This window comes from Paenibacillus sp. ISL-20 (assembly GCF_018613005.1).
Classification (GTDB): Bacteria; Bacillota; Bacilli; order Paenibacillales; family Paenibacillaceae; genus Paenibacillus_AQ.
Genome location: NZ_JAGGRD010000024.1, coordinates 564 through 15,648, shown reverse-complemented (window position 1 = coordinate 15,648; position 15,085 = coordinate 564). Strand labels below are relative to the sequence as shown.

At 41.0% G+C, this 15,085-nt stretch carries 14 protein-coding genes and 1 pseudogene; all 15 read left to right on the top strand.

What is annotated here, in order from left to right; genetic code table 11:
- The first annotated feature begins 25 nt into the window (after positions 1-25).
- The 15 genes and pseudogenes from J7E85_RS14600 to J7E85_RS14535 all read left to right on the top strand — a co-directional run bounded on the left by J7E85_RS14600 (position 26) and on the right by J7E85_RS14535 (position 14,862).
- Complete coding sequence (locus tag J7E85_RS14600) at positions 26-1,573, top strand: AAA family ATPase (protein WP_215158914.1); 1,548 nt, start codon at positions 26-28, stop codon at positions 1,571-1,573.
- 252 nt (positions 1,574-1,825) lie between these two features.
- A pseudogene (locus tag J7E85_RS35145) lies at positions 1,826-1,919 on the top strand (transposase); the annotation flags it as partial.
- A gap of 898 nt (positions 1,920-2,817) precedes the next feature.
- Positions 2,818-3,048 carry an acyl carrier protein gene (locus J7E85_RS14595; protein ID WP_215158912.1) on the top strand — a complete coding sequence of 77 codons (231 nt, stop codon included), beginning with the start codon at positions 2,818-2,820 and terminating at the stop codon, positions 3,046-3,048.
- Positions 3,049-3,078: 30 nt separating this feature from the next.
- Positions 3,079-3,960, top strand: coding sequence for a diiron oxygenase (locus J7E85_RS14590; RefSeq protein ID WP_215158910.1), 882 nt, complete (start codon positions 3,079-3,081; stop codon positions 3,958-3,960).
- Between the two features lie 2 nt (positions 3,961-3,962).
- On the top strand, positions 3,963-4,235 hold the full coding sequence (locus tag J7E85_RS14585) for a phosphopantetheine-binding protein (RefSeq protein WP_215158908.1): 273 nt from the start codon (positions 3,963-3,965) through the stop codon (positions 4,233-4,235).
- 122 nt (positions 4,236-4,357) lie between these two features.
- Positions 4,358-5,209 carry an aminoacyl--tRNA ligase-related protein gene (locus J7E85_RS14580; RefSeq protein WP_215158907.1) on the top strand — a complete coding sequence of 284 codons (852 nt, stop codon included), beginning with the start codon at positions 4,358-4,360 and terminating at the stop codon, positions 5,207-5,209.
- Positions 5,206-6,189, top strand: coding sequence for an NAD(P)H-dependent flavin oxidoreductase (locus J7E85_RS14575; RefSeq protein ID WP_215158905.1), 984 nt, complete (start codon positions 5,206-5,208; stop codon positions 6,187-6,189). Before J7E85_RS14580 ends, J7E85_RS14575 begins: the two co-directional genes overlap by 4 nt.
- Complete coding sequence (locus J7E85_RS14570; RefSeq protein ID WP_215158903.1) at positions 6,186-6,821, top strand: histidine phosphatase family protein; 636 nt, start codon at positions 6,186-6,188, stop codon at positions 6,819-6,821. Before J7E85_RS14575 ends, J7E85_RS14570 begins: the two co-directional genes overlap by 4 nt.
- Positions 6,822-6,844: 23 nt before the next feature.
- Positions 6,845-7,336, top strand: a complete 492-nt coding sequence (locus tag J7E85_RS14565) for a hypothetical protein (protein WP_215158901.1) — start codon at positions 6,845-6,847, stop codon at positions 7,334-7,336.
- A 40-nt stretch (positions 7,337-7,376) separates the two neighbouring features.
- Positions 7,377-8,108, top strand: coding sequence for a metallophosphoesterase family protein (locus tag J7E85_RS14560; RefSeq protein ID WP_215158899.1), 732 nt, complete (start codon positions 7,377-7,379; stop codon positions 8,106-8,108).
- 301 nt (positions 8,109-8,409) lie between these two features.
- The gene (locus J7E85_RS14555) at positions 8,410-9,192 is read left to right on the top strand and encodes a hypothetical protein (RefSeq protein WP_215158897.1); all 783 of its coding nucleotides are present in this window, start codon (positions 8,410-8,412) and stop codon (positions 9,190-9,192) included.
- The gene (locus J7E85_RS14550; RefSeq protein WP_215158895.1) at positions 9,189-11,000 is read left to right on the top strand and encodes an ABC transporter ATP-binding protein; all 1,812 of its coding nucleotides are present in this window, start codon (positions 9,189-9,191) and stop codon (positions 10,998-11,000) included. The genes J7E85_RS14555 and J7E85_RS14550 overlap by 4 nt, the downstream gene beginning before the upstream one ends.
- A gap of 16 nt (positions 11,001-11,016) precedes the next feature.
- Entirely contained in the window at positions 11,017-12,768 is a 1,752-nt protein-coding gene (locus J7E85_RS14545; RefSeq protein WP_215158893.1) for an ABC transporter ATP-binding protein, read from the top strand.
- Between the two features lie 64 nt (positions 12,769-12,832).
- Positions 12,833-14,446: a discoidin domain-containing protein gene (locus tag J7E85_RS14540; RefSeq protein ID WP_215158891.1), complete on the top strand. Its 1,614-nt coding sequence runs from the start codon at positions 12,833-12,835 to the stop codon at positions 14,444-14,446.
- Between the two features lie 242 nt (positions 14,447-14,688).
- Complete coding sequence (locus J7E85_RS14535) at positions 14,689-14,862, top strand: hypothetical protein (RefSeq protein WP_215158890.1); 174 nt, start codon at positions 14,689-14,691, stop codon at positions 14,860-14,862.
- Positions 14,863-15,085 lie beyond the last annotated feature (223 nt).

The following is a 15,085-nucleotide window of genomic DNA, read 5'->3' as shown; positions in this document are numbered from 1 at the left end:
ACAATAATCAGGAGTTGCAAATTCAATGATCAAATCATTGTATGTTAATAAATTCAGGGCTCTAAGTGAGCTTAATGTGCCCCTTGGGAAAAAAATGACTGTCATTGCAGGTCAGAATGCTACATGTAAGTCGACCCTTCTAGGAATGCTTGGGCAACCATTTGGGTTGAAAAATGAAAAAACTATATTTCTGAAAAGCTTTTCCACAAAATTTTCGGATATTTTCAAATGGTCAAGTAACTATGATATTCCTGGGGAGCATACATATCAAATTGAGTTCTATGATGAAACGATTTTTGGCAAATCAATTGAATATGTAAAGTCATATAAACGCAGTGATCAACCTCGAATGCATATTCGATTGGTTGTAGGTAAAACTAGGACTAAAGGTGAAGGAAATCTTGATTATCCAGTCATCTATTTGGGGTTAAAGAGAGTGTATCCTATCGGTGAACTAAATGAAATAAATATCTCACTTCCAACTTTGACAGAAGAAGAGATTAGAACATTTAATGAATGGTATAAACAAATATTCTTTCCTCTCGAGAATGTTTCACCCGTTCAAATAACTTCAAATCTTCATAAAGACACACTGGCAGTTAATTCCGAAAGTTATGATTATTTTGCTAATTCTGCTGGACAGGATAACATTGGTCAAATTTTAGGTTCTATTTTGTCTTTTAAGCGTTTAAAAGAAGAGAAGAGAGATAGTTATAAAGGTGGGCTTTTATTAATTGATGAGTTTGATGCAACATTATTTCCAGCTGCTCAAATCAATCTCATTAATTTGTTATATAAGCTTGCGGGAAAATTGAAACTTCAAATAGTTCTGACAACGCATTCTTTAGACGCATTGCAGCATATTATTGAGCAAAGAAAGCATAATAATGGTGATACAGAGGTACTGTACTTTACAAAAGTACATGGATCGCTTGAACTAATCTCTGGTGTAACAATGGAGAGGATTAGGAGGGATCTCACTATGTCATCACCTGGTCAATTGAATCCTAATATTGTTGAAAAGCTAAATGTTTACTGCGAAGATGCCGAGGCATCATGGTTTATAAAAAAAATGCTGGGTAGCAGCAAAACAAAATTCATTAAAATATGTGATGCAACTTTCGGAAGTGAAGAACTCAAGTCATTGGCTAAGAAAAACATAACGGAGTTTGATAACAGTATCATTGTCCTAGATGGAGATGCTGCACTTAAAAAAACATCACATAATATCATTTTACTCCCGAGTAAAGAAAAAATGAATCCCGAAAATTTATTTCGAGATTTTCTCCAGGAACTACCCCCTGACGATACGTTTTGGAAAAATGATTGGGGGTATACAAAACAAGTTTTTATGAAGGAATTAAGTGATTTAACTAATGGTCAGTATAAAGATCGAGAAAAAATGAAAGCATGGTTTAACAGTCAAAAGTCTAAAAAATATTGGGGTTACAACGCAAACAATCTATACAAACGTTGGTTACAAGACCATAATGATGAAGTTACTTTGTTTACTGATAAATTTGTTAGAGCATACAACGAAATTGCAAAACGAAAATCAATCCCATTAATATGAGTTGGAGTTACTGTTGCGCTCACTCTGGTCACAGTTTTGGTCACACTTTTTCTTTTCTGAACATCGCGGCGTTCTCGAATGTGAGAACACAAAATTTAAAAAAGCCTTGTAGGGCAAGGCTTTCCTCCGCTTTATCCTTAACGTACAAAACCCCATCTCTCCACTGGCAGCGATGAGGTCAGGGGTTCGATCCCCCTAGGCTCCATATGAATGAAACACCATCACAATTTGTGATGGTGTTTTTCGTTGTTAAAAAGATTATCGAGCGTGGGCGTCATTACGGTTATTCATACATTCGGCAGGAACTTAAAGTTTAATCCGTATTATTCATCCGCTGGTGACAGAAGAAGTGTGACTGAAATAAGCAGGGGAAGAGCTGGGAAATGTTTCAAATACAAATAACGCCCCTTCATTATTTTGAACTTCGGTAACATTTAGAACCCCCGGTGCGGCCTGCATGTTCGGTGGTGTGACAAGACAAAAGCTAGGAGTTCCTCCTTATTCGACTATAAGGATTTGTTGTGTAAGCTTAAATTCATTTTGGCAAGGTAAATTTTTTACAAAATAGGGATAAAATATTATTATATACAGAATAGTTAATTTTACGTTAAAATAGGATCTGATTCCAAGGAATGATATTGTATAAATGGTAATTTTATGTGATTTACTTTTCTGATCTTGGGATCTATTGAATGTTGTATTCATAATGAAGGCATGAAATTCTAACTGAATTCCAAGAGAGAAAGGAGATGTTTATAAAATAAGATATAAATAAATTCATTTTCATTTTTTATTAGCTTAACTTACATCAAAATGGAAAAATTCCCTCCCCAAAGTTCAGAATTGTTCGTAATATGAAGCACATGCAATAAACAACACCTGTAACCTATTTTTGTTTGGAATAAAGTTACTGCGTGCTCCTTCCTACATATGCTTATCAACATCAAGCCCAAGATATGAAGTCAACTCAATATAAACAAACATTAGTGGGCACGCCACCAGAGTAATAAACTGAAATGAGAGCGCATTCATTCTGTAATATTTCATGTAAAAATTAAATGATATAAAGAGGCGTGCTTAACCGACCCATATTTATTAGGTAATAGAGGCCTTTTTTAGGATTTAGGGAAATTTTCCTATGACGGACAGATTGAATTGTCGTACTTTGCTTAACAAATAGATCAAATTGAAGGTAAGGATAATCCCGAGTGAATATATCATATGATGAAACGGTCCGGATCATAATGGACAAGGTAAAGCGGGAAATTAGGGCAGAGCATGACATTGAAGCCTCGGCCTCGTTGGCTGATCTCGGTTTAGGCTCAATGGCAATGGTGTCATTAATCATCGAGTTTGAAGAACATTTTGATATTTCATATGAAGATAATGAAATGTTATTTGAACATTTTTCTACTATTCAAAAAATCACAGAGCGCATTATGGGAAAACTATCCTCTCAGATAAGTCAGAATTGACTGGATAATATAAAAAAAGGGGTTTTGAATATGTTGGTATCAAGCAAACTATATGATAATTACGTTCAAGTGCTTCAAAAGTTAGTCGATATAGCCGCAGAGGAACATTATAATCCTTACAAAGAGTTCGAGTGGACAGAAATGTTGGATACTAATCAAATGTGGATGAGCGAAAAGCTGTTGTCCATTTATAACACGCCTTATATGGAAACACTGTCAAAAGAACAGATTATGGTGCTCAGCAAATGGGAGAGTATTAACTTCTACAGCTTAAACGTCCACGGTATTCGAGAGTTATTAATAGAGGTTATTAAACGGATTCATACCGAAGGCTTTGAGCTTCCGTCAGAATTTTTCCACCATTTTGTCGGTGAGGAAAACGAACATATGTGGTTTTTCTCGAAATTCTGTCTGAAATACGGCCGGAAAATCTATATTGATAAGAAAGTTAAAATCGAAAATAGTGGACATTCCGATTTTGAGGATTTTCTTGTATTTGCCCGGATCCTTATTTTTGAGGAAATCGTTGACTATTTTAATATTTGCATGGGCAACGATCGTACACTGGATCCTATTATTCAAAAGATTAATAAGGTTCATCATATGGATGAATCACGGCATATTTCATTCGGCCGAGAAATTGTCAAGGTGCTTCATGAGAATCTTAAGGAGAAATACGATGGGGACAAGTTGAAAGAACTGGAGGATTACATCAAACGTTATATGAAGGCGAGTATTCATTCCTTATATAATCCTATTGTTTATAAGGATGCAGGCATTGACGATCCATACGCTTTCCGTAACCGTTTGCTTGAAATGCCTGAACGGGCGATAGAGAACGAGAAAATATTGAAGCGTACGTCATCCTTCTTTTTGAGAAACGGGATTTTTACAGAAGGAGTTGTAATATAAAGTTGGGAGCTCAAGCGAAAATCCAACAGGTTAAAACATGGATCTGGGATAAATATGACGGAAGCGATAAAGATACACTTGAAATTGGTTGGCATACCGATTTGATTGACAATAGAATTATAGACTCATTGCAGTTTGTCGAGTTTTTGCTCTTTTTGGAGGAACTGACTGGAACCGAAATCTATACATCTGACTTTACTCTCGATAGAGTGAGGACCTTGGCGAAGATAGAAGAAACCTATTTTTATGCAAATGTAGAAAGCGCGTCACTATAAGTTTTCTTGCAGTTGCAGGAAGATGTTGATATTGGTTTTTGGAATTTGTGAAATGAACCTATTTTGTTGTAAAGAAATTTGTCTTGGACACTTGGGTTTAAATTAAAGGAGATGAACAGCAGTTGAACAACGGAATTGATACAGCGGACAAGGCGTTATATTCGATTGATCAAGGCTTGGCTACGTTTGGCGAGGGCGCAATAAAAATAGTTGAGAAGCTGGATAGCATCTTTCTAAAGCTGGCGCGAGAAGTGAACGCGGAGTATAATGTCTATCCTCCTTTGATGAAGGTACAAGAGCTTGCCAGACTGGATTATTTCAAAAATTTTCCTCATCTCGGTCTTACAGTATCACAATTGTCTCCTGAATCCTGTGATTGTTTTACTAACGATACTTCAGTAGATGCCATACAGTCCGAGTATCATTTGGACAGCCAATATATGCTGCCTTCTGCAGCGTGCTACAACATTTATTTGAATATGCAGGGCCAGGTATTGCCACAAACCAAATACGTGACCACAATCGCCAGATGCTACCGGAATGAGAACGAATATAATGAACTCAAACGGCTATGGAGCTTCCAGATGCGCGAGATTGTCTGCATTGGTAGCACGGAGGACGTTCAGACCCATTTGAAGCAGCACAAAACCAAAATTTTAAGTTTGGCCGAGCAACTGGGACTTAAAATTGAAATCCAGGTGGCAACAGATCCGTTCTATGACAAGGACGGCAGCAAAGCGTTGCTTCAACGTCTTGATCCGGTGAAAGAAGAGTTCGTGTATGAGGGTAGCGTTTCCATTGCTTCCGTCAATTATCATCGCAACTTCTTCGGAGAACGCTGCAATATTAAAGACTCCTCAGGGAATAGCGTATTTTCCGGCTGCGTTGCCTTTGGTATCGAAAGATGGCTCCATGCTTTGTTGGAAACTTATGATCAAAATATCGATGTAATTTTAGAGAAGCTTAAGCTATGAGTGAGGAAAAGCTGTTGACAGCTTTTCAGTTAAAGTTGCCTTTGATTCAGGCTGGAATGGGTGGTGTTGCGGGTCCGGAATTGGCTGCTGCCGTCTCGAATCACGGCGGCCTTGGCGTTCTTGCAGTGTACAAGAGCCTCCCGGAAGATATGCTTAAAAATATCGAAAAAACCAGAGAGTTAACTTCTGGTTTTTTCGGGATTAACGTCATTCCGGAGGTTTCCGGTGAAGCGCGTTTGAAACAACAAATTGAAGCAATAGTAGCTAGTGACGAGCGTCGAATTGCAGTTGTATTCTATGGGCTGCCGCCCTTTGCTGTTGTGAATCTCCTTAAGATGGAAAATATCCCTGTGATTATTCAGATCGGAACGGAAGCAGAGGCACAAACGGCAGTGGGAATGGGAGCGGATTTTCTCGTTCTTCAGGGTATTCAAGCCGGAGGGCATCATCTGGGCAGTCAGCGGACAGAACAATTAATTGAGGCGGTAGCTGCCCGAGGGTTCGATGCGGGGTTAATTGTAGCAGGTGGAATTGCAACAGGCAGAGACTACGCTGTTTATCGGCAGATGGGGGCGAGCGGCTGCCTGTGCGGAACTCTGTTTGCCTCAGCGCTCGAATCATCCGCGCATCCGCGTTATAAGGATATGATTTGTCAGGCCATGCCTGAGGATACGATAATAACTAATCTTTTTGAGATCGGTTGGCCGGGGAGGCAGCACCGAGTCATTCTGAATCAAACGGTCAAGATGGGGAAAAGTCAGCCTACTCATTTTATTGCTAAAACAGTCGTGGATGAAAAGCTTTATCCTGTTGCGAGATTCAGCGCAGCCGCGCCAACGGAGCATACTCAAGGAGAGATAGACAACATGGCGCTTTATTGCGGCGAGTCTTGTCGCAACATCCATATGGTCAATTCTGTTTCCAACATCATGGATCAATTTACGGCGGAATTAATGGAAAGTTTAGGAGGAAAACGATGAGAGAATTAATTCTCATCCGTCATGGCGAGGCAGAGCATTTAGTCAATGGTACCGGTGGAGGTTGGGCGGATACGCCTCTGACAAGAAAGGGACTGAGTCAGGCCGATCTTACGGGCAGGAAACTGAGGGATCTACTTTCACGGAAGAAAGTAAACATGTATACAAGCGATCTTGCCAGAGCTCGCGAAACAGCATTCATTATCGGACAATATCTGGATGTCGAGCCACGAATAGACTCGGATTTAAGAGGATTGTCCTTAGGTGTAGCAGGAGAAATGAATAAAGAAGAGGCTGCGAAAATCAAGAAGCCTCTTACGCTTCCTATATTTGATTGGATTCAATTTCCCGAAGCGGAGAGCCAACAGATGATGCAGCATCGCGTAAATCGGTTTATGGACAACAACGTCAATCAGATGAACGAGACATCAATTATCGTAGCCCATGGCAATTCCTGCGTATCGGTGCTGTATTGGTGGTTTAATATTCAGAGAGAGCTTCTTACGAAAATGATTAAGCCATCCTTCACTGTCGAACCATGCTCCTGCACGCATGTACTGGCGGATGATGCATCGGGCAAAAGAACGATAAAATATTTGAATGACAGCAGACATCTTGAGCAAATGAACGCTTAAAACTCAATCAGGAGAAGAAGTGAATGAAGCATCTCTTTTTAGTACATATCGAACAAGAGAATGAACAGGAGTCAATGGAACTACAGGAGCTTAATCGAAGAAAATTGGCGGACAGCGCAACCATCATTCAATCGTATCTCGGGCAATTGGAGCCACTGCTGCTTAGTGGCGATGATCCAATATCCGTGCAATCATCCACTGTTTTCGCCGAAAACTTTCAAACGAAGCATGAGTATCACGAGGCGCTTCGGAGGGGCGGCGAAGGCGAACTCGGACAGCTTCCAGGAATTGAACGATTTGCTCAGATCAGAAGGATGATGGAGGAACTACAGAAAAGAAAGCCCGAAGCAGTAATTGTTGTTATGGATTCACTTCTTATACCTCATTGTATCGGTTGGTGGCTTATGTTGCCGTCTGAGCATATTGAACAACTCGATGTCAGTATGGAGGTTGGCAGTTTAACTTATTTGAACATTAATAAAACGGGAGATAGAGCGTTGCATGCCTGTTTGTAATGGGAGAAAGAAAATATATTAGAGTGAGGGAGAGCTTCTCTTGAAAAAGTCACGTACCCTCGTCATTAGCGATATTCATGGCTGTGATCAGGAGTTAATAGCATTGCTGAAAGACGCTGAATTTGATTCTTCCAAAGATCAGTTGATCCTCTTGGGCGATTATGTGGATCGGGGGTTGCGAAGCAAGGAGGCAGTATCCTTGGTCCAAAACTTGGTTCAGCATGAGCATGCCATTGCATTACAGGGCAATCATGATCACCGTTTTGTGAATGTTGTGGCAGGTCTGGCAACTTCGGAGGAAATTGCGAAGTTTTGGGATAAGGGCGGAGTCCAGACATTTGCCAGCTATTGCGGGGATGTTGTTGCGGGCAGTGAAGAAGAACTTGTGAATTGCAGTTCGCGTATTCGGACTACTTACTCCGAGCATATTCGTTTTTTGAAGGATTTGCCTATGTATTACGAGGACGAGCATTTCATCTATGTGCATGCCGGTTTAAACCCATCATACGATGAGTGGAAGCTGCAATCACCGCGTGATTTTCTTTACATTCGGGAGGAGTTCTATATGGTCGACAAGGATAGGGGAAAAACAGTCATATTTGGCCATACGAAGACGGTGGACTTGCATGGATCGCCTGAGGTTTGGTACGGACCTGGAAAGATTGGCATTGACGGTGGCTGCGCGTTCGGGTACCAATTAAATGGGCTGGAGATCATGGATGGCCAGGTCAACCGAATTTATCGGCAAAAAGCAAAAGTGGAATCAAAATAGTACAAGTATTTAAGGACGGTGACGTATGAATAACGCATCTTTGCCGATCCAGCCATTCACAGATGTTTGGTTGGATTGCAGAACCAATAATCTTATTGCCATGCTGGTAGAGGTAAACCCCGTATTTCGTCAACTTCCATATCTGATCTCAGGTTATTTTTATAACAAGCATCACGACGTCCGTTTGTTTGATAGGCATATGTTTAATATGGAGTTTATGTTTCCGTTTGAGGCGTTCATAGATACGACGGTTGTGAGGGTTTCCAATCAACAAGAAGCACATGAAGCCATTCGGGAAGGTTTGGAAGAAGGAGATTATCTTTTCGTTAATTTGGATCGTTATTACTATCCGACAGGTTATGATTCCAACCAAATTCATCGGATTCATCCTGCATTTATATATGACTTTTCCGATACGGAGCACACATATATGTTGCTGGAGGATTGTATTGAAATCGGCAAGATTGATGTATATCGCTTAGCGTTCAGCGATTTTGATCATGCATTAGTGTTTGATTCGCAGGCTAAGGCGCAAATTTGGCGATGCCGTCCTAAACAAACTGCCAAGTTGGATAATCAAAGTCTGATTCCGCCCGATTATCGGATACCTGGTCTGTACGTCGGTTCAGATATTCCGAATTATGCCATATCCAATGAATTGAGAGCACTTACACGCACAGAAGAACGGCTTTATGGGGTAGAGGCCTTAAAAAATACGGCCAACCATTTAAAGGACATGTTGTCGGAGGTTAATCAGGCAGGTTTAATAACATTGAAAAAATCGGTAAGACGCCCCTTCTTTTATCACTCGGCAAGAATACAGTTACCGGCATTGTTGCGTTCAAGCGGTCTGATTAGTCCGTCGGATGAAGCTGAACTCATTCACATCTTCAAGCAACACTCCGATCTTTGGGAAACGGGGAGCTATCTCATCATGTTTTACACATTGAAGAAAGAAAGAGGGTTGAAAATTAATCCCGATATGCTGGATCAGCTTGAAGAAAAGTTTCTGGAGTTATACGAAGCGGAGTTGGGTTTGCAGCAGATAGGCTTGAAAGTGGATGAAATGCTGCTCCGTTCTTGAATCAATATGTAGAGATAAATTGGCAATGGGGGATAATGAGCAATATGCAGAACAAGACTGGGTCGATATCTTCGGAAAGGACCTCCACTTTGAAGGTCTACTTTTGGATCTTATCATTTGTAAAGCCTTATATTGGGCTTGCTGTTTCACTAGTTACGTGTGGAATCATTATTGCATCCTGCGAGCTGGCTTTCGCAAAAATCATTCAGCATTTTATCGATGTGATTTATCCCAATCGGGATTACCGAACTTTTATTAATTGGTGTATCGGTCTAGGGGCACTGGCACTGCTTCTTATTTTTGCAACCCTAGGAAGCAATGTTTTTCGTAGAAAGCTTTCGGAGCATACGGCACGCGATCTGCAATTCGCGGCTTTCCAGAAAACAAGAGAGCTGGGCATTCCTTTTTTCGAAAGTCGACCAACAGGCCATACGCTTTCGCTGCTCAATAATGAGGTTGCATCGATACAGGAAATTTATAAAACGTATCTTCCGACGATCATCCAGTTTTCGATATTTTCCATCATATCTTTACTAGTCATGATAACTACGAATGCTAAGCTTACCTTGCTTTTAATTCCGATCTTTGTACTTTATTACTTGATAGGTCCTTATTTTGCAAAAAAGGCGATCATTCATGGCAAGCAGGCTGCCGAGCATCGTACGGATTTAAATAAACAAGTCTATGACAGTGTATCGGCCCTATCTGAATTCAGAGCATACGGACGACAGAAGTGGAACTTGACAAGCCATATGGAGAAGATAACCCGCTATTTGCAGTCCTATTTAAAGATGAATATGTTTTCTTATTTAAGAGGGAGCGTCCGAAGATTCAGCAACAACGCAGGGGCCATAGGCATTATTGCATACGGCGCCTATTTGACGCGTCATAATGAGCTTACCGTGGGTGAATTTGTCGTATTTTTACTGATCTATTTTTATACTATTTTCGTTATGACAAAAATTATTTCCCTTGCTACCGAGCAGAGGCAGTTAATGTTTCAAGGAGAAATTTTATATCGATTTCTGAATCAAACGCCCGAGGTCGTAGAGGATCAAGATGGTGTTAAGCTACCTGAGATCAAAGGAGATATTGTATTTAAGGATGTTCACTTCAGTTACAAGGACCAGCTTATTATAAATGGATTAAATTTACACATCCGTGCTGGTGAAAAGATAGCTATTGTAGGGGCAAGCGGCAGCGGCAAGTCGACCTTACTCAAGCTCATACCCCGCTTTTATGACCCTATCCAGGGAAGCATTGAGCTGGATGGGGTTCCGATCGCGCGCCTGTCCTTCAGCCAGCTTCGTGATAGCATGGGATATGTGTTTCAGGATACCTATTTGTTTGGAAAATCGATTAGAGAAAACATCAGGTTCGGAAATCCGGATGCGACGGAAGAAGAAATTATTGACGCCGCTAAGGCAGCGCATGCGTATGATTTTATTTTAAAACTGCCGGAGGGGCTGGATACGCTTGTCGGCGAAAGAGGAGTAAAGCTTTCCGGAGGGCAGCGTCAACGGCTATCTATTTCCAGAATGTTTATTAAAAAACCGTCGGTGATTTTGCTTGATGAGGCGACTTCGGCTCTGGATAACATTAGTGAGAAGGAAGTACAGCTAGCCCTCGACCATTTAATGCAAGGTCGAACGACTATCGTGGTCGCACATCGCCTGACGACAATCCGCAACGCAGATCGCATTATCGTGTTGGAGGCAGGGGAAGTTGTGGAATCCGGCACTTATGATGAACTGATTGACCAACGAGGGGCATTGTATGAGTTGGCTAATGGTAAGGTGCTTGCATAGGAATGGGGGCTTATAGATGAAAAGCAATGCATGGATATTGGAACTGCTCAAAAAACATAAATGGTTATTGCTGCTGGCGCTGGGGCTGGTGGGCATTCAAAGCGCTTTGGGTGTTCTCATTACCGGTTTTCAGAAGTATATTATTGACGATATTTTCATTCTAGGCGAATATGACAAGCTTGTGCCTTTATTGCTGCTGTTCGGAGCAGTGGTGCTTGGATATTCGTTATTATTTACCATAGCTCCATACATGTCCAAAAAAAATGAGTCGAGAATTTTTGAATCGCTGAATGAGTCGTTAATGTCGGCCCTTCAGCGACTCCCGATGTCTAAAATTCAAGGTGAACGAACCGCCCAATATGTACAGCTCTTTACATCCGATATCAAGAAAGCGTCCACGCTTCTGGGCGTCGAACTGTTTACCGGTTTTCAACTTCTTACGACCATTGTAATACTAAGCGTTGTCATTGGCATCATGAATCCGCTTCTTCTGGTTTTTGTATTTGTCATTAGCGCAGCCTATGTTTTAGTCGGTCGTTATTACTTGCCCAAGCTCCGCGTGGCCTCAGGAGAGGTTCAAGAAAATAGGACCAATTTGACGGTCATGATGGAGGAGGGAATTTCCTCCACGAGAGAAGTGATTGCTTTTAATCGTTTATCCTGGGAGCGAAAACAATATCAGCAATTATATGAGCGCTTTTTTAGTAAAGCAATGAAAGAAGAGAAGTTGTACAACAGAAAGGTTGGCTTTACCAGTCCTCTGAAGTGGGGAGTGAAATTAGCCGTCTTTAGTTATGGAGGATACCTGCTTATGCAAGGCGATATTACAGTCGGAATGTTTGTTGTACTGTATCAATTTTCGGATCTCTTAATTGATGAAATCAATTTGTTTTCCAATTTCCTGGCAACAACATCGATTAATATGGCTTATCTGGATCGGATCAAGCGTATACATGATGAACCGAAAATAAAGGAAGGTACTGAGAGTTTATCGGGTCCTATCGACAACGTTCATTTCGAAAACGTAACGTTTGCTTATAGCGAGGCGTCAAATCATGTCTTATCCCAGCTCACTCTTGATTTGCCGATGAACAAGAAAATTGCTTTTGTTGGCCCTAGCGGCGGCGGCAAGTCTACGATGAGCCAGTTATTGATTCGTTTCTTTGAACCTACGCACGGCGCGATCTATGTAAATCATCAATTACTCGATGCCGTTAAGAGGGAGGAATGGTCCTCGCGTGTTTCTATTGTATTCCAAGATCCTTATTTACTGCCTGATACCATTCGTAATAATATAACCTTGGGACGAGAGCATGTCAGTGAGGAACAAGTCAGGAAGATGTGTGAAATGGCAAGGATAGACACGGTAATCGAACAATTGTCAGACGGTTATGAGACGATAATCGGCGAACGTGGCGTAACCCTGTCGGGCGGTCAACGTCAACGGCTTGCGATTGCCCGCGCACTGTTGGATAATCCGGAAATTCTAATTTTTGATGAGGCCACATCCTCTCTGGATATGGAGACTGAAAGAGTGGTCCAGCAAGGAATCGACGAATATCGTAATGGTAAAACGACGATTGTAATTGCCCATCGCTTGTCTACAATTCAGAATGCAGACCTTATTTATGTATTGGATAAAGGTCGAATCGCCAGTTTCGGGACACATGAAGAGTTGCTAGAGAAATGCAATGTTTACTATGAATTGTATACAGCTCAGGATAAAACGGGGCTTGATCCAGTAGAAATGTCTGCAGTAAGTTCTTAAACCTGTCATTTAAGTAGATGCAGGATGGATATAAACGATCGTCACTGAGGAGGGCAAGAGTCATATGGATATTTTTTCGAATGTACTGTTTTATAATTATATGAGTTGCAGGAAGTCGCAAATTTTAAGAGGGTTGGATCGCAGATTTCCGCTGTATCTATTGTTTAGCCAGGTTTATGAAGAATCGGCTGATGTATACGAACAAATCATGGTGAACGGAAAAAATGGTTGGGGATACCCTTGGGATATCCATATCAATCATCCTTTGCTAGGCATTAAGGAAGAGGTTCGTTCGTATTCAGATTTTCCGTCGGCTAAATCGGATATTTTAGAAATAATGAATGATGGTAGAGAAGTTTATATTTGGACAAGAAATCGTTATATCTCGCATATGGAAGTGAATCAAGCCGATCCTCACGGAATTCATTCTTTAACCTTGATGGAATACTCAGACAACAAGTTCACCATTATGGATTATCCATTCCAGCGGGAATATGAGACTGAAGTTCTGGAACAAGCGTTCAACGATGTACCGGAAGATAAAAGGATAGTCACTGCTTATCAGATGACCACATTTGATATTTCAAAAGAAACGAAGCATGAAATCAATAGGGAGTTTCAACAGCGTATCCTAAACAGTAATGATGATTTTTCTATGTATGATCGCCTGATTCATGAGTTGGAGCTAAAGGGGGTCAACAAGTTCATCCAGCAATCGATGCATGTTTTCGGTGTGATTTCACTATCCCGGTTGCTTACCGCTATCTTTATGGAGGCAAATGGTTATTCCGAAGGAGCTGTGTATGCGGCGCAACAAGCGGCAAAAGCAGCGGAAAGCATGAAAAATAATTTTTTGAAATTAAATATGAAGCCGTCAAGATTAAAGGCCGACGAATTATCTGAGAAATTCGAGCAAATCAAGCAAATTGACAGAAGCTTCTTGCAACTTATTCAGCATGAGATTAAAACGGGCGAACGAAAAAATATTGAAGCGAAACCGCTAGCCATGCCCGAGAAATTGAAGATTTTGCAAACAACCGATTCGAGCGCATGGATCTCCTGGGAGGATTCTCAATCTGAGCGGGAAGCCATTGAATATGAAATCAGGTTAAATGACGTTCTGTTGGATTGCTGCATCTCCAAAGATTATATTGTAGGTAATCTGCAAGAGTCCACTGCATACACGATTGGTGTTCGGGCTAAAAATCGGTTCGGGAATTATAGCCAAGAGGCAAAGCTGAATATGGCAACTGAGAGCTTAAGCCGTTATGGCATATTATCCAATTTCAAACCGGTTTTTGTTTCATCGGCAGAAAATGAGGATTTGATTGGGCGGCGGATAGTCGATAACAATTCGGATACCCGTTGGAGCAGTGAATACAGCGATCAGCAGTGGGCGTATGTTGATTTGGGCAGTTCAAAGGATATTACACGAATTCGGCTTCATTGGGAAGGAGCCTATGCCAAGGAATACGAAATTATGCTATCTAAAGATTTGGAGAATTGGAAGCTAATTGAAAAAGTGAATGACGGTCAGCCGGGTATATTTGAGTTGAAGCAACTGACGGAAAAAGCTCGGTATGTAAAAATAAATTGTTTGAAAAGGGCTAATATCTACGGATATTCCCTATGGGAACTATCAGTATTCAATGATAAACCAGCAGCCATTCCATCATAAATCGAATATCAAATCTTTTTGTCCCGAATTACTCCGATTAGTGAGTAGTTCGGGCTTTGTTTTATAGGATGGCGAACACTGGTCGGACTATAAGCGAAAAGCTAAACTTATACATGTTGCAATAAAAAGGATATGGAGGGGCATATCTATCCGTATATGATCGATAAGGGGGCTCTCGGCTCGAATCCTCATATTTGCTTTGAAGCACAAAAATTTCGAAGTGGCAGTGTGGGGGAATGCTGATGGTGTTGGTTACGAAGTACAGATTCAAAACACTGGAGCGGAATCTGGGGCAGCAGATCGAGCAGTTGGGGTTGTGGCCCGTTATTCAGACGGAAACCGTAGCGAAGTCCGATTCAGCGATGAGGTCAGTGGTTTCAAAAATCATTCTTTTTAATAGTATTACAATTTGGTAATATTGCTAATATAATCCTCAGATGTGGCCGATTGGGTAACTAGTCTCAAAATTGCATTCGGAATATAGCTCTTTAATGAAAAGAGGCTGAAATGATAAAGAATTTAGTAGCTGTAGATATATCCTCCTCATATTCTGTTGAATTTTTAGATTATGGATTACTAGGGCCTGTATGCAAACTGTGACCCCATAATTTGGGTAAATAATAAGTATGATGAGACGAT

Excerpts from the sequence above, each read along its gene's own strand:
- J7E85_RS14600 (WP_215158914.1), top strand. The coding sequence starts at position 26 with ATGATCAAATCATTGTATGTTAATAAATTCAGGGCTCTAAGTGAGCTT.
- J7E85_RS14595 (WP_215158912.1), top strand. The coding sequence starts at position 2,818 with ATGGACAAGGTAAAGCGGGAAATTAGGGCAGAGCATGACATTGAAGCC.
- J7E85_RS14590 (WP_215158910.1), top strand. The coding sequence starts at position 3,079 with ATGTTGGTATCAAGCAAACTATATGATAATTACGTTCAAGTGCTTCAA.
- J7E85_RS14575 (WP_215158905.1), top strand. The coding sequence starts at position 5,206 with ATGAGTGAGGAAAAGCTGTTGACAGCTTTTCAGTTAAAGTTGCCTTTG.
- J7E85_RS14570 (WP_215158903.1), top strand. The coding sequence starts at position 6,186 with ATGAGAGAATTAATTCTCATCCGTCATGGCGAGGCAGAGCATTTAGTC.
- J7E85_RS14565 (WP_215158901.1), top strand. The coding sequence starts at position 6,845 with ATGAAGCATCTCTTTTTAGTACATATCGAACAAGAGAATGAACAGGAG.
- J7E85_RS14545 (WP_215158893.1), top strand. The coding sequence starts at position 11,017 with ATGAAAAGCAATGCATGGATATTGGAACTGCTCAAAAAACATAAATGG.
- J7E85_RS14540 (WP_215158891.1), top strand. The coding sequence starts at position 12,833 with ATGGATATTTTTTCGAATGTACTGTTTTATAATTATATGAGTTGCAGG.
- J7E85_RS14535 (WP_215158890.1), top strand. The coding sequence starts at position 14,689 with ATGGTGTTGGTTACGAAGTACAGATTCAAAACACTGGAGCGGAATCTG.